Origin of the sequence: Sphingobacterium sp. B16(2022) (assembly GCF_012030425.1) — a bacterium.
In the GTDB taxonomy this organism is placed as follows: Bacteria; Bacteroidota; Bacteroidia; order Sphingobacteriales; family Sphingobacteriaceae; genus Sphingobacterium; species Sphingobacterium anhuiense.
In genome coordinates, this window is sequence record NZ_JAAUVN010000001.1 from 82,952 (window position 1) to 102,089 (window position 19,138).

General features: G+C 35.2%; 14 protein-coding genes. 12 read left to right on the top strand and 2 right to left on the bottom strand.

Translation table 11 applies throughout. The features are described from left to right. The first annotated feature begins 36 nt into the window (after positions 1 to 36). The 6 genes from holA to HCX49_RS00380 all read left to right on the top strand — a co-directional run bounded on the left by holA (position 37) and on the right by HCX49_RS00380 (position 6,572). The gene (gene holA, locus HCX49_RS00355) at positions 37 to 1,038 is read left to right on the top strand and encodes a DNA polymerase III subunit delta (RefSeq protein ID WP_168125835.1); all 1,002 of its coding nucleotides are present in this window, start codon (positions 37 to 39) and stop codon (positions 1,036 to 1,038) included. 228 nt (positions 1,039 to 1,266) lie between these two features. Continuing rightward, entirely contained in the window at positions 1,267 to 1,884 is a 618-nt protein-coding gene (locus HCX49_RS00360; RefSeq protein WP_132773680.1) for a TetR family transcriptional regulator, read from the top strand. After that, positions 1,874 to 3,178 carry a TolC family protein gene (locus HCX49_RS00365; RefSeq protein ID WP_168125836.1) on the top strand — a complete coding sequence of 435 codons (1,305 nt, stop codon included), beginning with the start codon at positions 1,874 to 1,876 and terminating at the stop codon, positions 3,176 to 3,178. Before HCX49_RS00360 ends, HCX49_RS00365 begins: the two co-directional genes overlap by 11 nt. Positions 3,179 to 3,190: 12 nt before the next feature. Next, positions 3,191 to 4,282 carry an HlyD family secretion protein gene (locus tag HCX49_RS00370; RefSeq protein WP_021188463.1) on the top strand — a complete coding sequence of 364 codons (1,092 nt, stop codon included), beginning with the start codon at positions 3,191 to 3,193 and terminating at the stop codon, positions 4,280 to 4,282. Between the two features lie 4 nt (positions 4,283 to 4,286). Next, a complete protein-coding gene (locus HCX49_RS00375) occupies positions 4,287 to 5,870 on the top strand; it encodes an MDR family MFS transporter (RefSeq protein WP_021188462.1) in 1,584 nt (527 codons plus the stop codon). Positions 5,871 to 6,113: 243 nt separating this feature from the next. Further along, positions 6,114 to 6,572, top strand: coding sequence for a membrane protein (locus tag HCX49_RS00380; protein WP_021188461.1), 459 nt, complete (start codon positions 6,114 to 6,116; stop codon positions 6,570 to 6,572). 73 nt (positions 6,573 to 6,645) lie between these two features. Here HCX49_RS00380 and HCX49_RS00385 read toward each other — a convergent pair whose 3' ends face one another. After that, positions 6,646 to 9,534 (bottom strand): TonB-dependent receptor, encoded by a 2,889-nt coding sequence (locus tag HCX49_RS00385; protein ID WP_168125837.1) that lies wholly within the window; start codon positions 9,532 to 9,534, stop codon positions 6,646 to 6,648. 683 nt (positions 9,535 to 10,217) lie between these two features. On the opposite strand from HCX49_RS00385, the gene HCX49_RS00390 reads away from it, so the two are divergent. Further along, positions 10,218 to 11,813 carry a discoidin domain-containing protein gene (locus HCX49_RS00390; RefSeq protein ID WP_168125838.1) on the top strand — a complete coding sequence of 532 codons (1,596 nt, stop codon included), beginning with the start codon at positions 10,218 to 10,220 and terminating at the stop codon, positions 11,811 to 11,813. A gap of 70 nt (positions 11,814 to 11,883) precedes the next feature. Here the strand turns inward: HCX49_RS00390 and HCX49_RS00395 are convergent, their stop codons facing one another. Then, the gene (locus HCX49_RS00395) at positions 11,884 to 13,509 is read right to left on the bottom strand and encodes an ABC-F family ATP-binding cassette domain-containing protein (RefSeq protein WP_132773672.1); all 1,626 of its coding nucleotides are present in this window, start codon (positions 13,507 to 13,509) and stop codon (positions 11,884 to 11,886) included. A 323-nt stretch (positions 13,510 to 13,832) separates the two neighbouring features. Here HCX49_RS00395 and HCX49_RS00400 point away from each other — a divergent pair, with 323 nt between their 5' ends. The 5 genes from HCX49_RS00400 (at position 13,833) to HCX49_RS00420 (ending at position 19,093) form a co-directional block, all read left to right on the top strand. After that, on the top strand, positions 13,833 to 14,198 hold the full coding sequence (locus HCX49_RS00400; protein ID WP_021188459.1) for a PEGA domain-containing protein: 366 nt from the start codon (positions 13,833 to 13,835) through the stop codon (positions 14,196 to 14,198). A gap of 243 nt (positions 14,199 to 14,441) precedes the next feature. Beyond that, on the top strand, positions 14,442 to 14,756 hold the full coding sequence (locus HCX49_RS00405; RefSeq protein WP_132772951.1) for a zf-TFIIB domain-containing protein: 315 nt from the start codon (positions 14,442 to 14,444) through the stop codon (positions 14,754 to 14,756). A gap of 412 nt (positions 14,757 to 15,168) precedes the next feature. Beyond that, positions 15,169 to 16,455: a TolC family protein gene (locus HCX49_RS00410; RefSeq protein WP_165905977.1), complete on the top strand. Its 1,287-nt coding sequence runs from the start codon at positions 15,169 to 15,171 to the stop codon at positions 16,453 to 16,455. Beyond that, complete coding sequence (locus HCX49_RS00415; RefSeq protein WP_132772947.1) at positions 16,455 to 17,516, top strand: HlyD family secretion protein; 1,062 nt, start codon at positions 16,455 to 16,457, stop codon at positions 17,514 to 17,516. Before HCX49_RS00410 ends, HCX49_RS00415 begins: the two co-directional genes overlap by 1 nt. Further along, positions 17,516 to 19,093 carry a beta-carotene 15,15'-monooxygenase gene (locus HCX49_RS00420; RefSeq protein ID WP_132772945.1) on the top strand — a complete coding sequence of 526 codons (1,578 nt, stop codon included), beginning with the start codon at positions 17,516 to 17,518 and terminating at the stop codon, positions 19,091 to 19,093. The genes HCX49_RS00415 and HCX49_RS00420 overlap by 1 nt, the downstream gene beginning before the upstream one ends. The last annotated feature ends 45 nt before the right edge of the window (positions 19,094 to 19,138 follow it).

The window sequence follows — 19,138 nt, forward strand, 5'->3', positions numbered from 1 at the left end:
TACGGTTCGTCATTTTAGTTGTAATTTAGTGGCATCATGAATATCAGTCCTATTTTAACAGACATTAAAAAACGTAAATTTCAGCCGGTCTATTTATTGCACGGAGAGGAAAGCTATTTTATAGATGTCATAAGTGATGCATTAGAGCATACGGTTCTTAATGATGCTCAGAAAGGTTTTGATCAAACTGTACTTTACGGAAAGGATACTGATTTCTCGACAATTGTGAATGCTGCCAAGCGTTATCCAATGATGAGTGATCACCAACTGATTATTATTAAAGAGGCTCAGGATCTAAAATGGAAGGATGACGAATTGCTTCTCAAATATGTAGAGCAATGTACAGTGAGTACGGTTTTGGTGTTTGATTATAAATATGGCAAGTTTGACAAGCGTAAAAAATTATACAAAGCCATTGAAAAAAAAGGCCTTGTCGTAGAATCAAACAAACTTTATGACGATAAAGTAGCCGCATGGGTTATTTCTTATATTAAAGAACAGGGATGGAATATACATCCTCAAGCAGCGGCCCTACTGTCAGAATATTTAGGTACAGAACTTTCTAAAATTGTCAATGAGCTGAATAAACTGATGCTCAATGTACCAAAGGAAAGAGAAATTGTTGTGGCAGATATTGAACAAAATATTGGTATTTCGAAAGATTTTAATGTTTTTGAACTGAATACTGCTTTAGCGAAGCGCAACGCATTTAAAGCATATCAGATTATAGATTATTTTGCCGCAAATCCAAAAAGTAATCCTTTAGTGTTAGTTCTAGGTACTATAGCTGGATATTTCACCAAGATTTTAAAATATCATTATATTATTGATAAAAGCACAGCCGCTAAAGAGCTGGGTGTTCATCCTTTTTTTATGAAAGAATATGAACTTGCAGCACGTAACTACAATAGAAGAAAAACATTTACGATCATCGAAGCATTAAAAGATGCAGATTTAAAATCAAAAGGAATGAATGTAGGAGGTAATACGAGTACTAAAGATATCCTGACAGAATTGATTTTTACAATACTTAATTAGCAATTTTATAAGAAATTACGATTAAAATATTCTCAATATTTTTATAAAGAAACCTTTCTCATTTGTTTGAGGAAGGTTTTTTTTATGGAAAAACTAATGTAAATCAATGTTATTTATCTTATTTACAATGATATCGAATTAATGTTATCTTTTTGTAAATTTTAATTTAAACGCTTGTTTAATTTAAACGCTTGTTTAAATTTGCACACGGTTTTTAAAATCCCAATAATGGAATTCAGTGAAAAACAATTAGAAATATTGCATGTCGCAGAAAAGCTTTTTGCTACAAGTGGATTTGATGGTACATCTGTACGTGATATAGCACATGAAGCCCAGGTCAATGTCGCTATGATCAATTATTATTTTGGTTCTAAGGATAAATTGCTAGATGATCTTTTTACCTACAGGGTTGAAAAATTCAAGATGGATGAGAGTATTTTACAATTGACTATTCCTGTGATGGATATCCTTGACGAGATGGTAAAATCTTATATTAAATATATGAATTCTAGTCTGGCGATCTATCATATTTTGGCAATAGAAGCCGGAGTGAAAAAAAGGTTGATGCTTTCCGATTCCTATAAAAATTTAAAAAAGCACAATTTAAATGTCATTTCAAGTATTCTTCAAAAAGGAGTAGATGCAGGCGAGTTTCGATCAGGTAATGATCCAATCTTGATACATGCCACAATGATGGGGACGTTCATGAATTTTCAGATGAACAGATCTTTTCTAAAATCAGAATTAAATCTTACTACTGATGAGGAATATAGTCAATATATGGAGTCAACTTTAGTAACCCACTTACAAAGAACGATTAAAGCTTTATTAACATATGAATATTAAAATAGGGAAGTTGGCACTCTTACTTTTCTGTCTACAGGGGGTTGCATTTGCGCAACAGGGTGATCCCCTCACTTTGCAAGAAGTAATCCGTCTTGCTCAGACACAAAGTTTGGAAGCAAAAGCTTCAGAAACAAAAATTAAAGGAAGAAAATTGGAGTTGGATGCTTCAAAGAATAGTTTACTTCCTGACGCTAAGTTGAGCGGACAATATTTAGCAATGACTTCTCCGGATGTTAAACTTCGGATACCTGTATCATCATCTTCAGATCCGATGGATATTAAAGCTAATCAGTTAATGCTAGGACAGGCTTCTGTAAGTATGCCCATCTATACAGGTGGAAAAATTAAAAACAGTATCGCAGCAGCTGGCAATGCTGTGAAGATGGAGGAGTTCTCAGCTTTAGCGTTAAAAGATCAATTGGCTGAACAAGGTATTAGCTTGTATATCAATTTGTATAAAGCGCAACAGACTGCACTTTTAATGGAAGAAAATATTAAAAGATCTGAGCAACGTGTGACAGATTTTAAAGCGATGGAGGCGAATGGGATCATTCCACGAAATGATCTTTTAAAAGCTGAATTGCAATTGTCTAATTATAAGGTTTCTCTTCAGGAAGCAAAAAAAAATGCTAATGTTTTAAATTATCAGTTGGTTAATTTTTTAAAACTAGATGAGGCTACTCAAGTTTCTGCGATCAATCTGGATGAGGCACCTATAGCAGGAGATTTCTCTGATGTTCAAACCGCGTTGGCCAATAGGAATGAATTGAAGGCCTTACAGGCACAACATGATATTGCTTTGAATAAGGTCAATATTGAGAAATCTAATGCATTGCCCAAAATAGCATTAACGGGTGGTTATGCTGCACTGGACGTACATAATTTGGTAACAGTGAAAAATGCAGTGAATGTTGGTGTAGGAGTTTCTTATGATATTGGATCACTTTATAAAAATAAGAAGAATGTCAATATCGCCCGTAATCAAGTAAGCCAAGTGGATGAAAATGTAGTTATTATGAACGACAAAATTAAAGTTCAGGTACAACAGGCGAATGAAAATTATCACTTGACGATTTCTCAAAATCAATTGTATACAGAGGCAGTAAATCAGGCGAATGAAAATTATCGTATTGTAAAGGATAAATATGATAATGGTGTGGCGGATACAGATGATTTATTAGAAGCTGATGTACAACAGTTGCAATCAAAAATTAACTTAGCGATTTCCAAAGCTAATACTGTAGAGAAATATTATGATTTACTTTTAGTAAATGGTCAATTAACAACAAAATAATTATAAATATCAATGGAAAATCAAGAAGAAAAGAAACCATCAAATAAGAAATTTGTCTTCATTCTTATTGCTCTTATCTTAGTTGGAGGAGGGTATGGTGGTTATAAATACATCCACAGTCAGTCGCATGAAACAACAGATGATGCACAGGTTGATAAAAATATGAACCCGATCATTCCTAAAGTAGGTGGTTATATTGCACAAGTGTATGTAAAGGATAATGATATTGTTAAAAAGGGAGATACATTATTTACGATTGATACACAGGATTATCTGATAAAGGTAAAAGAAGCTGAAGCTGCTTTGTTGGGCGCAGAGGGATCTTTTGAAGTATCGAAAGCTGATGTGAATGCCACTTCTGCTAATGTAGCGATTTCTGATGCGACGGTTCGTTCTAATATTGGAAGTATTGATGTTGCGCAAATTCGTGCAGAACAAGCTCAAAATGATTTCAACCGGTATTCGAATCTTTATAATAACCATTCAATTACGAAACAGCAATATGAACAGGCTTTAACAACTAAGCTAGAGGCGGAGAAGCAAGTTGAGATTTTAAAACAACAGCGAAATGCGTCAAATTCACAACGTCAGGCTGTGCTGAGTAAAACAAATGTTGCAAGTAAACAAACAGCAGTAGCACAGGCTAATATTGAACGCGCTAAAGCAGCTGTTGACGCCGCTAAATTGAATCTTTCGTATACAGTAGTTACTGCTTCTGCAGACGGTCAGATTTCTAATGTAAAAATAAGACCTGGACAGATGGTTAATCCTGGAGCAGCATTATTTTACATTGTTGATAATCATGAGACCTGGGTTGTTGCTAATTTCAAAGAAACACAGATGAATGATATTCGAATTGGACAAAAGGTAGCAGTTACTGTTGATGCGTATCCAAATATCGAATTTGAAGGTGAAGTGAATTCATTTTCACCGGCAACAGGTTCTAAATTTTCTTTACTTCCTCCGGATAATGCTACTGGTAACTTTGTGAAAACAGTACAGCGTCTTCCTGTGAAGATATTATTAACGAAAGCTAACACAGCTGATCATATTGCTTTATTGCGTCCAGGAATGAACGCTGACGTTGACGTTCACTTAAAATAAGATTATGACAGCTACACTTGATCAGGATAGTCTCATTGAATATGGGTATCGGCGTGTCATCATCACCATTATAGCAGTTCTTTGTGCTTTATTGGAGATTGTGGATACCACCATCGTCAATGTTGCTCTCAATGATATGAAAGGAACATTGGGTGCGACGTTAACGGATATCGCTTGGGTCATTACAGCATATGCAATCGCGAATGTGATCGTGATCCCCATGACAAGTTGGCTATCGCAACAGTTTGGGCGCAGAAATTATTTTGCAGCCTCTATTATTATTTTTACGGTTGCTTCGTTTTTATGTGGCAATTCAACCAATATTTGGGAACTGGTATTTTTTAGATTTATACAGGGAATGGGTGGTGGAGCATTATTAGTTACTGCTCAAACTATTATTACCGAAAGTTATCCTCCGGCAAAGAGAAGTATGGCGCAGGCCATCTACGGAATGGGGGTTATTGTTGGGCCAACGCTAGGTCCTCCTCTAGGTGGTTATATCGTAGATCATTTCTCTTGGCCTTATATTTTTTATATCAATGTTCCTTTAGGTATTATTGCTGTTCTTTTGACGCTTACATTTGTTAAGAGTCCTAAATATGGTGAAAAACAGGCTGCTAAAGATGTGGATTGGTGGGGTGTGGTTTTCTTGATTATGTTTATTGGTTCTTTACAGTTTGTATTGGAACATGGACAGCAGGATGATTGGTTCTCCAATAGTACAATTGTTATTCTTTCGGTTACATCAGTTTTAGGATTACTGTTTTTCGTCTGGAGAGAGCTGACCTATGACCGGCCGATTGTTAATTTGCGGGTTTTAAAGGATAAAAATCTACAAGTTGGTGTCGTGATGAGCTTTATACTCGGTTTCGGCTTGTTTGGTTCGACATTTGTTATTCCGATTTACACCCAGTCTATTTTGGGATGGACAGCAACAGATGCAGGTTTACTGCTTATTCCGAGTTCGCTGATGACTGGTTTCATGATGCCTTTTATCGGTAAGATGATTCAGAATGGGGTTCCTCAGAAATATATGGTCGCGATAGGTTTATGTGTATTCTTTGGTTTTTCATTTGTGATGTACAGCCGTCTCACAAATGATACGGGAGCGGAACACATGTTTTGGCCTTTAATATTTAGAGGTGTGGGTTTAGGTCTATTGTTCGTGCCAGTAATGACTTTATCATTGTCGACCTTATCGGGTAAAAGTATTGGTGAAGGAGCGGCGTTTACGGGAATGATGCGTCAATTGGGTGGTTCATTTGGTATTGCTTTGATTACGACATTTATTTCTCGCTTTAGTCAAAGCCATCGGGTTAATTTATTAGCTAATTTAGATCCAACTGATTTTGAGGTACAGCAACGTATCAATCAGATGCAGGCTAGTTTTATAGCTAAAGGATTTACCCCGAATGAAGCCTTAGGTAAAGCTTATCAATTATTAGAAGGTTCAGTCATGAAGCAGGCTACTGTTTTATCTTATATGGATGTGTTTTTATACATCGGAATATTATTCATAGCCTGTGTACCATTCGTGCTGATGATCAAACAAGGTAAGAACAAAGTGGATACATCAAGCTTACACTAAATAAGCTAAAAACGTAAAAGAATAGAAACAGCCGTAAATATACATACGGCTGTTTTTTTTGTGCCTGATTTCGGATTAATGTAAAAAGCAGGTAAAAGTTTATCTGAAAAATAGTGCTAATGAAAAGAACTGAATCTAACAGATCATTTTGATTGTAACAAATCGTTAATTTATTTGTTTCTCAAGTGATGCACTTGTAAACTTAAAACAAGATTTAGATTAGGACAAACTAATGATCGACTTATGAAATTATTACTTATTCTTTTTACAGCTTTTTTTCTTGCCCTGATAGGCACAAAATTAGTCTACGGTTTTTGGGATTTTTTATTTGCAGGTAATCTTGGTATGACTGTTTTTATCATTTTCACTGGTTTGTCGCATTTTAGATTTCAAAAAGGTATGGTGATGATGATGCCAGATTTTATTCCTGCAAAATTATTTTTAGTATACTTAACGGGAGTACTCGAAATTGCCGCTGGAATCGGATTAATGATACCTTCATTAAGAGCAACCACTGCAATATTGCTCATTATCTTTTTTGTTGTCGTTTTCATTGCAAATGTTAATTCTTCGAGAAAGATGATCAATATTTTTAAAGCCGATTATACGGGGCCGGGGATGAATTATTTATATGCACAAAGACTTCCGATGCAGCTTATTTTAATAGCATGGGTATGGTATTTTGGGCTTTATTTAAAATAAAGTTTAAAAAAATCCTCCGTCATCGAGAAATGAGGAGGATTAAACCAATTATAATAGAAGGGGGGAGGGAATATTATTTCGTTAAGATGTTATCAAAAGTTATAGCCATATAGTATAAAGCGCCAAGTGTCGGTCCACCTGCATATTGTATATAATGATTGTTTAGTATATTACTTCCACCAAGTTTAATAGTTGTTTTAGGCATCTTGTAACTAACCTGTGCATCAATATTATTATAAGCGGAGACACGGGCATTCACAAGCGGGCTTTCCCAGTCAAATGCATCCTGCCATTTCCAAACAAGATTAAAACCTACATTTGGCAGAATCTGTCTATTTCCGAAAGATAGATTAGATGCCCACTTAGGAGTATTGAATCCGGTAACAAATAAATCAGATTCTTTATTTTTAGTAATATCACTGTAGTTAATATTGCCGGATACTGTATAGTTACCACTGAAGTTATAAGTAATGCCAAGAGAACTTCCATAATTGTTATAACTGTTTTTGGCATTCGTATAAACACGGTAACGGGTTTGTTTGGATCTATTACTAGCTAACATATCAATAACAGATGCATCTGTTGTGATCTTATCTGTAGATGGGACGGCGACTTCTACCTGACCTAAAAATCCATTATAGACATTGCTGTAAAGATCCCAGTCAATAGCTAATTTGTTTTGAAACAATACCGCTTTATAGCCAATTTCGAAAGACTTGATACTTTCTGGCTCTGTTGCCTTTAAATTTGTAACAGCTAAAAGTTCCCGGTTTTTAAGTGCCGCATCATTAGCTGTCAATCCAGTTGCGACATCCTTGTTTACCGCTGCATTAAAACTATTTACGGATTGAAGGGTATATGAATTATCTAAGTATCCAAGTCCTTCATTGATATAGGACAAGCCTCCTACGCGACGTACATTTCCGTTATTGACAAATGATAGTGCTTCAAATAGAGCAGGAAAGCGATATCCATTTTGAAAAGATGCTCTAAGGTTATGTTTTTCTTTTAGGGTATATACTGCTGCAATCCTAGGATTAATTTTAGCTGAGAATTCAGGATTATAATCAACCCGTAATGATCCAAAAAGTTTTAATTTCTCATCCAGAAGAGATTTTGTAATCTGTCCAAAACCCCCAACTTTTTTGTAATAGACATTTTCACCAAAAGAACCATTTGACAAAGGCTGACTCCTGTCTGCTATAGGTCTTTTAAAATCCACAAAGTTGTTTCCGTCAGGAACTACTTCATAAATGGTCGCATCACCCCCTATTAATAAGTTGAAAATATTGATGTGTCGGCTTAAATCCCATTGTGCATTAACGTGGTAAGTTCTGCTCATTTGTTTCAATTGAGCACCACCTGTTGCAGTACCGGTTTTAACGCCTGCATTCAAATGATCCCAATTATTGATTTTAGTAATGGTATTCTTTAGTTCATCAAAATCTTTTGTACCAGGTTCTACACGACCTTTGTCAGCTACTATTCTAGCATTTCTTAAAGCATCTGTTAAAGATATTCCTTCATTTAACTGTGTTTGCAATGAGTTTTTATAAAGATCTCGCCATGCATTATTAGATAAATGAGTCAGGTCTAAATTGTCTGCCAAAGGTTTAATATTGTAGGAGTCACCCGTGTTTTCAGTAGAAAGGTAGGTTTTTATAGAATAGTCATTTCCTTTTAATTCTAATTTATGATTTTGAACCTTTACATTATCCAATTGAATTTTATTTCCTCTTTGAAAGACGCCATCCATTTGACCAAATCGGTAGCTATAAGATAATTCCGCATTTTCAGTAAGGCGATAATGTAATGCGGCATCAAATTTTAAATTTTCAACTGTAGGCTTTGAAAGATCTTCCTCTTTGTAACCTGTACGTCTCACAATTAGAGATTGGTTTGCTTTACCATTAATGTTCAAACCCGAAAGGGTCACAGCATTATTATTTTCGTCACCATAAATATTCCAGCCATCGTAGGCCGGGTTGTTACTACCCGAAAGTTCTGGGAAGCCAGGGTTTGCTGTGTTTAATGTGTTTGGATTTTGATCCTGATAAGAATTAGACAACCAGTCTGTTCCTCTTAAATAGCTAAGATTGACTTTGAATGCAAATTTATTATTGAAAGATTTGGCAAAGCGGACGGCATTTTCTGTCAAATTACTCAATTCTCGACCAGTACCGCCGGTATGATTTAACCCATTTTTGGAGTAAACGCTTAATCCTTCGTATAAAAACGGGTTTTTTGTCAATAGATTAGCCATCCCATTAATGGCATTCATACCATAAAGAGCAGAAGAAGCGCCAGGAGTTATTTCTATACTTGCAATATCCAATTCTGTGGGACCTATGGCATTACCTAATGGAACACCTAATGTCGCCGCTTGCATATCTACACCATCAGCCAACTGAACAAATCTAAAGTTATTAGGAATATTGAAACCTCTGGTATTAGGAATTTTGAAAGTAATGCTTGAAGTGGTCATTTGAACACCCTTAACATTTTCAAGTGCATCATAAAAACTAGGGGCAGGGGATTCTCTAATAGCTCTGATATCTAATTTTTCAATTGAAACAGGAGATTTTAAGATACTTTCCTGTGTTCGTGATGCCGTGACTACCACTTCTTTTCCGAGAATTGTTTGCGTCAATAATGCTAAATTTAAGTTGGATTCTGGACCTGTTACTTCGTAAGTTTTTGTTTCAAAACCAACTCCAGATACTTTTAATGTAAAAGGATATTTTGCCTTTGTGTTGAGTTTAAAATCACCTTTGTTATTCGTTGATGTTCCGTTTACAGTTCCTTGAATTGTAATGGTAATTCCGGGCAAAGGTTCTTTTGTGTTCTGGTCAATAATATGACCGGTGAGTTCAATAATATTGGACCCTTGAGCAAAAGAGGGAGTAGTTTTGGCCACCCCAATAATCGCGATGATAATAAAATTTAGTAATGTTCTTTTCATATTTAATATTAAATCTATCGATTTGGTAGACAAATATATTTTTTAGTTTTCATATTACAGCATTTATTTTTAAATAATAGTAATTATTAGTTTTTAACTATCTGTAATTGAGCGCTTATAATTTAATATGAATATTGTTTTAAGTTACGTTTAGAAAGGTTTTTTTAAAAAAATCAATATAAAATAGTCAATCTTTTATCTGTTAAAAATTTATGATTTTTTTCGTGTAAAAGCTACCTGCAGTAATTATTTTCGTTTTATTATATCATTAACATCTTTCCGCTGTATAAGAAAGATAAAAAGAATCATAATAATTTTTTTGGATGTAAGTAGGAGGCTGGAATAAAAAAAAATCTAGCTATTAATGATTCAGGTTTTGAACACCTCTACTAGAAATTTAAATCTATTCTATGTTTACTTGCCTAAATGAATTATAAGCCACATTCACTATAAGAAAAATCATTTTTATGACCTCATCGTTGATCAATGTGCTTGTAATTTTTCTTTAATCGTAATTAATATTTTGGTTGTGAAATAGTTTTTACTATGCTTTTGTTACAAATAGTATAGTTGATTGCGAAAAACAATCGTTTGCGTTAAGTAAAATATTATATTTTTTAAATAATTTTTTTTAAAATGATTTGTCTTTTATAAATTCGGTTAACACCATTATAACATAAAATATGAAGAATAAATCTTTTTACGTACTCTGTAGTATAGTGCTACTTACTGTATTCTCTTGTAAAGACATTACACAGGATTTGAGTAATTATGACAAGGATGAATCCGGTCTAGGAAAAAAGCAAGCGCTTAATTTGACTAATGAATGGCGCAACAATCCCTACAAATTAAATGTCGTTTACTTTGTGCCAAATGATTTGGATTCTATACCAAATTTCAGAAAGCGCCTGAGTAAGATATTACTCGATGCGCAGGAAATGTTTGCTTCGAACATGGACCGCGAAGGTTTTGGTCGTAAATCTTTTGGTTTGGATCTGATCAACGACTCTCTAATTAATATTATCTACATTCCAGGTAATTTTGGAAAAGCAACTTATCCTTATGAGGGGGGGAGTGGCGCAGTGAAATCGGAAGTGGATGCTTACTATGCTTTAAATCCTTCTGCAAAGAAAAGTGAGCATAATCTGATTGTCATTCCTACTTACAATAGTGATCCGGCGAATCCAGGAGGTCCGCCATTTTATGGAACGGGTACCACATGTTATGCGCTGGACTATGTGAATTTAGACGCTAAAAATTTAGGAATAGGTGGCGATATCGGCTGGAAAGCAACAGTATGGATTGGAGGAATGATTCATGAGCTAGGTCATGGTCTTAACGCTAGCCATAACCGCATGAATAAAACATTGGCTCCTACTTTAGGTACGGCATTGATGGGAAGTGGTAATTCGACTTATGGCATCTCTACAACTTCGCTGACACAAGCTACTACAGCAACATTTAATAATAGTCAAGTATTCAGTACAGTAACACGTACAGATTGGTACCAAGCAGCCTCTGTAGATATTACATCATTATCAGCTTCTGTAGCTAGCAATAAAATTATTGTTTCAGGTAAGTTTACAGCGACTAAGCCGGTGAAAGATGTCGTGATTTGGCATGATAGAAGTCCATATGGTGGTAATCAGGATTATGATGCTGTGCAATGGTCGACTAAAGTAATTGGCGTTGACAGCTTTAGATTTGAGTGCCCATTGGCAGATTTTTACGATTTAACTGGAGACTACCAGCTTCGTATTGGTTTTATGCATGAGAACGGTAGCCGGTCGACTTATAGTTACTTATATAGTTTTGTCAATAATCTTCCTGATTTGTCTAAAGTTGTTGTTCACAACTTGTTACCGATAACAGGCTGGTCAATCATAGCAGCTGATAGTCAAGAAAATGGTGCGCCTGCAAGCAACGTTTTAGATAAAAATAGAAGTACAATATGGCATACGCCTTGGTCGTCAGCTCAAACGCCACAGCCGCATTATTTTTCTGTGAATATGGGGGCTTTGAGATCTGTAAAAGGAGTCGCTTTTAGAAATCGGGATAACCTAAACGGGGCGATGAAGGATATTAATATTTACTCAAGTACAAATGGTACTAGCTGGTCGTTGGTAAAAACAGCTCAATTGATACAAGTGTCAGGAAGTTGGATCAATGTAGATTTTACATCGGTACTAAATACACAGTATCTAAAAATAGAGTCGACAAGTTCGTGGGGTAATTTCTTCTATTCACATTTAGCTGATTTTGGAGTTTATTCAAATTAATATAGATTATGAAAAAAGAGAGGCCTTGATTATAACAATCAAGGCCTCTCTTTTTTATAGATAATAATTCTTATTTATACATTTCAGCACGCTGTGCCTGTACAACTTCACTATTAATATACTCATCGTAAGTCATCAACTTGTCGATGATACCTTTTGGAGTTAATTCAATAATACGGTTTGCTACCGTTTCAGTTAATTCGTGGTCACGAGAAGTGAATAACATGGAACCTTTAAAATCAACCATACCGTTGTTCAAAGCAGTAATGGATTCTAAGTCCAAGTGATTCGTTGGCTCATCAAAGATTAAGAAGTTTGCACCTTGAAGCATCATTCTGGAGAACATACAGCGCATCTTCTCACCTCCGGAAAGTACTGAACATTTTTTCAAGACTTCTTCTCCAGAGAACAACATCTTACCTAAGAAACCGCGAATAAATTGCTCATCAGCATCAGGGTTTGTTGTGTAATCTCTTAGCCAATCAACCAGATTTTCTGTTCTACCTTCGAAGAAAGGTGAATTATCCATTGGCATATCTGCAGGAGTGATCGTAATACCCCATTTAATATCTCCTTTGAAATCTTTGTCACGTCCTGTAAGGATATCATAGAATGCCGAAGTAATCAATGAATTTGCACCTAATACTGCAATTTTATCACCTTTGTTAATCATGAAGGTGATGTCTTTGAAGAAAACTTCGCCGTTAACTGTTTTGCTCAATCCTTCTACCTGTAAAGTTTGATCTCCTGGTTCTCTGTTCATGGTATTAAACATGATCGCAGGATATTTACGGTTAGAAGGCTTAATTTCATCAATGTTGATCTTATCTAAAGCTTTCTTACGTGAAGTTGCTTGTTTTGATTTTGATGCATTGGCCGAGAAGCGACGAATAAATTCCTGCAATTCTTTAACCTTATCTTCAGTTTTCTTATTCTGATCAGTACGTTGTTTCAACGCTAATTGAGAAGACTCGTACCAGAAAGAGTAGTTACCGGTATAGATGGTCATTTTACCAAAATCAATATCTACTGTATGCGTACATACAGCATCTAAGAAGTGACGATCATGGGATACAACTAATACGATAGCTTCATAAGAAGCTAAGAAATCTTCTAACCATGCAATTGTATTAATATCAAGATCGTTGGTAGGCTCATCGAGAATCAAAATATCTGGTTTACCAAATAAAGCCTGCGCCAATAAGACACGTACTTTTTGATTACCGTCAATTTCTGAAACTAATTTATAATGGAATTCTTCTTTAATACCTAAACTACTTAAGAGTGTTGCGGCATTTGATTCAGCATTCCAGCCGTCCATTTCAGCAAATAAGCTTTCTAATTCACCAGCGCGTTCACCGTCAGCATCAGAGAAATCTTCTTTCATATAGATCGCATCTTTCTCTTTCATGATTTTGTATAGCTCATGATTACCCATCATTACGGTTTCCAAAACTGTAAATTCGTCAAAAGCATAGTGATCTTGGCTTAATACCGACATTCTATCGCCTGGTGTAAAAGCAACGGAACCTGTAGAAGGATCAATTTCTCCAGAAACAATTTTCAAGAAAGTCGATTTTCCAGCTCCATTGGCACCAATAATACCGTAACAGTTACCAGGTGTGAATTTGAGATTGACATCTTCGAACAATACGCGTTTACCGTAGCGAAGAGAAAGATTGGATACATTAATCATACCGCAAAGGTACGCTTTTTTTCTCTCTTTTTTAAGTCCATTTTTAAAGATATTATAAAGTTAAAGTTCTGCTTTCCGTGTGATTATTATGATTTGAGGTCAGATAGTTTTTAGAGGCTTTCTAAAAAGAATAATGATATTTTTTTTACATGTAGCATATTCTTCTCTCGTCAAGAATTTAATATATGATTTTACTTCATTACCGGATAGGCAATTTGGTGTAAATTCAAAATAGATCTAAATTTATTTAAATTAATCTTAAGTTGTTTTCATGATAATAACTTTCCTTTTATATCTTTGCACTTTATCTCAATAAACATATTATGAAAAAAATTTTACTATTATCGTTAGTAACTATTACTTTAACTTCTTGTGCGACAATTTTTACAGGGACAAAACAAACAGTGACTATTAAAACCTTTCCTGAAGGTGCTAAAGTTGAGGTTGATGGTCTTGATAGGGGCATAACTCCTGTAGCAGTCAGACTTAAAAAAGGTTTTAGCGGTCAAACAGTTACTTTAAAGAAAGAAGGCTATGAATTTAAGATGTTTCAACCTGAAACAACTTTTAATCCGGTCTCTATCTTAAACTTTATTGGAATAATTGGTTGGGGTGTTGATGCTGCTACTGGGGCGATGATGAAATATGATCCTAAAGTCTATGAAATAACACTGGATCCTAAAAAATAAAAATATATGCTATTAGACTTTTTGGTGTCAAAGTTTTCTCAATTTTTAGAATGGGATTAATCTTTGATGTCTTAAGTGATGAATTTCTTTTTTAGGGGCATATATAAAGAGAAAATCAACAGCATTACATTGTTATGATAATACTTGTTAAATAATGTGAAATGTGTCAGATAGCAACGTGATGATAGTCTTAATTTCAGTAAATTGCTATTTAATTGATTGAAAAATTAGAAATAGAAAGATATGAAATGTCCAAATTGCAACGAAACTTTATTGATGACAGAGCGTCATCAGGTTGAAATTGATTATTGCCCTATTTGTAGAGGTGTCTGGTTGGATAAAGGAGAACTTGATAAGTTGATGTCTTATGCCGCTGAGCAAAACAAAGTATCTTCAAATACTTATGAAGATCGATCAGTCCGTCCTGAGCATAGCAATAGGGAAAGATCCGATTATCGTGAGCATTATCGCGAGGGTCACCGTGATGACCATAATAAACATCAGCAATATCCTAAAAAGAAGAAATCATTTCTTTCAGATTTCTTTGATTTTGACTAAAATCTGGTATTAAATTATAACTGTTTTATTACGGCCTGCGAAGGAATAAGTTAGGTTTTTACGGTTGGGTCTAGCTAAAAAATATATGATACCATAAGGAAAAGGTCTGCTGAATACATTCCCGTTATTCAGTAGACCTTTTTTACGTCATATGGGTTTTATATTAGAAAATAACATTATGTCGTTTGTAAATATATTTCTATTTTAGAATTTAATTTTCATTAAATGAGTTCTTGCGTTTTCATAGCATGTCTTAATTGAGTTGTTTTGTATTCTATTTATTTGATTTTGTCTTTTATGCATAAGATATTGGCAATTGTGAAGAAATTATTTATCCAAATAGTCTCTATGTTTGCAACGCAAAATTTTTATAGAAACGAAAGTGATATTTATTACCAGCATGGTAAAGCGGATGCTAACAATTGGGTTGTTATTATCTGCTATTTCAGAAGTCCAGGCTTCTGATACGTTACGAACATCTTTGGAAGATATAATCAGTAAGTCATTGCTGAATTCCAAGCAAATAGAAACTTCCTATTTGCAGATTGAAGAAAGTAAATTGGCAGTCCAACAACAGCGAATGGAATTGCTCCCGGAAATTTCATTACGTGGTTCTGCTAGTTATGCAACCAATATGCCCGTCTATGATCATGGACTATTTAACAAACCAAGTCAACACGATGTCATTCATTATTTATATGATACTGGGGTTGATTTTTATCTAAATCTTTACAATGGTCATAAAGATATGATGAAAATTGAATCCCGAAAATTGGAACAGGTGCTTGCTTCTATTGCGTGGGCAAATGATAAAGCAGGGATCAAATTGGATGTATGTAATCTGTTTTTAGATCTAGAAAGATCTTATATGGATAAAACCTTAATTGAATCAGATATTATTGATCAGAAAGCCCAGTTAAAAGAAATAAAAAATTTATATACTTCGGGTGCTTTACTCCATAGTGATGTGTTGCGTATGGAACTGGAACTTTCTAAACGCGAACTGTTGCTGGTTCAAATTGACCATGATATTCAAGCATTCAATCAGAGATTAAATTTCATTATTGGTGGCGATGCCACAATCGTTCCAGTGCCACATGATTTTATAGTAAAGGTTGATAGTTATGATGAATCCTGGGCTTTTGCTAAACACCATGCTTTTGTGTTGCAGCAATCTGAACAGGAAGTGAAAATAAAACAGCTGGCAATTAAGCAATCTAAAGCAAATTATCTGCCAGAACTTGGTCTTGCTGGTAATTTTACTTTTGCCAATCCACAGATATTTCTATACCCATATAATGATAGTTGGTATAATTTAGGAATTGTCGGTCTCAAATTGAAGATCCCAATTTCAGCTGTTTATAGTAATAAAAATCTCGTAAGAATTGCGAAAGTTGCAGTGGATAGAGAAGAAGTAAAGCACCATCTAGAAGAAGAGCATATGCAACATCAACTTTTACAAGCACATCTGGATTATAAATTAGCTTGTGTACAACGAGATGTGTGCTTGAAGAATGTTGGTCTTGCCAAAGAAAATGCTCGTATTATCAAAAACCGTTATTTTAAATCATCAGCTCTTGTTACAGATCTGTTAGACGCAGACATGGAGCATCTAAAAACGTTATTTGAACTCGAAACTGCTAAAATAGCAATACAGAAACACTATTATTTTATTGAATTCTTAAAAGGTACTATTTAATGAAACCTAAATCTCGTTGGTCATTGACCGATGCTAAGTTGACAAAATTAACAAACTGGATCGCAGCACTTGTATTATGTGCATTATTGTTCTGGGGAGGACGCACATTATGGATTCGGTTAAACTATGCTTACACAAATGATGCCCAGGTAACTCAGTATATCAATCCTATTATCTCCAGAGTGGGAGGGTACATTGTCTCTGTGCATTACCATGATCACCAATTTGTAAAACGCGGTGATACGTTGCTGATTATTGATCAACGTGAATATAGATACGAGGCCGATCAAGCTAATGCTTCTGTATACAAAGAGCATGCTGAAATGAATGTGTTGAGCAGTCAAAAGCAGATCCTAATGGAGGAGCATGAATCATTAAAGAAATCTATTGATGCAAATGAGGCTAGGGTAACGAAGCAACAACTAGAGTATGATCGGTATAAATTTCTTTATGAAGAAAAATCTGCCACAGCCCAGCAAATGGAAGATGTCAAAGCGACTTTAGACGTTTATAAAAGTGAATTGGCTGCACTTCAGCATAAATTGGAAGCTTCGCAAGAGCGGGTGAGAGATGTCGAAGTACAAAAAACAGTAGTCAGTGCAGAAAAGAATAGACTATCTGCGGCTGCTGGGAGAAAACATCTGGATGTAGGATACACAGTGGTTCGTGCTCCTTATGACGGTATGATCGGTAAACGGAGTATTGAAGAGGGGCAGATGGTCAATGCTGGTGAAGTATTGGGATTTATTGTTAATGCTGAGACACCGACTTGGGTGACTGCAAATTTTAAAGAAACCCAATTGCGCTATCTGCGTATTCAAGATTCGGTAGAGGTGATCGCTGATGCTTATCCCGATCAAGTCTTTAAAGGGAAAATTATTTCAATTTCCCCTGCCACAGGCTCTTCTTTTTCTTTATTACCTCCGGATAATGCAACTGGAAACTTTGTTAAAATAGTCCAACGTGTTCCAGTGCGAATTGAATTGGAAAAGAAGCAGGGTGAACAAATTTTGCGTTCCGGCATGAACGTAAATGTATCTGTTGCTAAAAATAAAAAGTAGTGAGAGAGATATTTAAGGAATGGGTTCCGGAATGGTTGATTAAGCTAATATTATTCAGCTGCTTAATGCCGAGTATGGTATTATTCTTTTTGCCCGGAGCCAATATTCAAGTTACTGCAGGTTATTATGGCAGTCAGCCCAGTGATGTTCAGTTTTTGATAATTCTATTCTATGCCGGATTTGTTGGCTTTTATATCTTAGAAAGACGTTTCTTCCTCTTTTTTCCAGTAAAGCAGTATTATGTTATATTCAATTTATTACAGATACTGAATTGTTTTCTGATGTATCGAATTACGGATATTACCTGGGTCTATGGATTGCGCTTTCTGCAAGGAATGTTATTTGCCAGTGCGGTAAACCTATCCATATCGATGATTTTTTCAAGGTTAAATAGTGAACGAGCTAAGGAGGTAAGCTATTCTATCTTTTTCGGAATGTTGCTCTGCAGCTCCCCCTTAAATAGTTTTGTAACTGCAGAGTTTATTGATTCCTTTAATTTCGATGTATTATACCTCTATGCTGCATTAGCCTTTATGCCGGGCTTATTAATGATACTGCTTTCGATGAAATCAATACGTCATATTAGGCCTTATCCTTTGTTTTCACTAGACTGGCCAAGTAGTATCTATTTTAGTGGTGTCATCATTGCCTTTGGTTATATGATGGTGTATGGACAAGAAGTGTATTGGTTTTCAGATCAGCATATGCAGGTTGCATTGTTGTTGGGAATCGCTTTGTTGATTTGCTTTATCATCCGTCAGTTGATTTTAAAACGCGTGTATGTTGATATTTCCATTTTTAAAAATCGACGCTTACTTTTAGGGTTATTGATCCTTTTTATGATGTATATCGAACGATTTTCGCTTTCCGTGTCCAATCAATATTTTTCTCAGGTTTTAAAACTAGATCCGATCCATTTATCCTATGTGCAATGGTTTAATATTTTAGGAATTATTATGGGGGTGTTATTTTCCATGTACTGGATTATTGCCCATAAAGCAGTCAAGTGGATCTGGATATTAGGTTATTGTTTTTTATTGAGTTTCCATCAGGTGATGTTTTTTTCTTTTGAAAGCGAAGGGAATGATTATTATTTCTGGATTCCTTTATGGCTCCACGGATTTGGGGTTGGATTGATCATGGTCCCTACTATTTTATTTACAATAGCGAGTGTGAAGTCACATTTGGCCGTTTCTGCGGCGGCGGTTTGTCTGGCTATACGGTATTTGGGCTACACCAGTAGTATCGGTTTACAAAATTTCTTCAAATTATTTGACACCAATCAACATCAGATGGTTTTTCAAGACTATCTGCAGCAGAATAATATCATATTACAGCGTTATTTTGAAAAAGAAAGTGCAACGTTGCTGAAAAATGGTCTTCAGTTTCATGAACATGCAACAGCAGTCAAATTGGTGACAGAACGTGTCAAAAATCAGGCTTTTGTACGTTTTGCAATGGATTATTATGAATTGATGTCACTCATCAGCATTATTATTTTGATTGTTATTTTTTTATCTCCGTCGCTTAAAAGTATGTATAAAAAACTCAAGCGGAATATGGTATCTCCCGCTTAGCTTTTCTTAAATATACAAAGCATCCATGTGCCATTATATAAACAT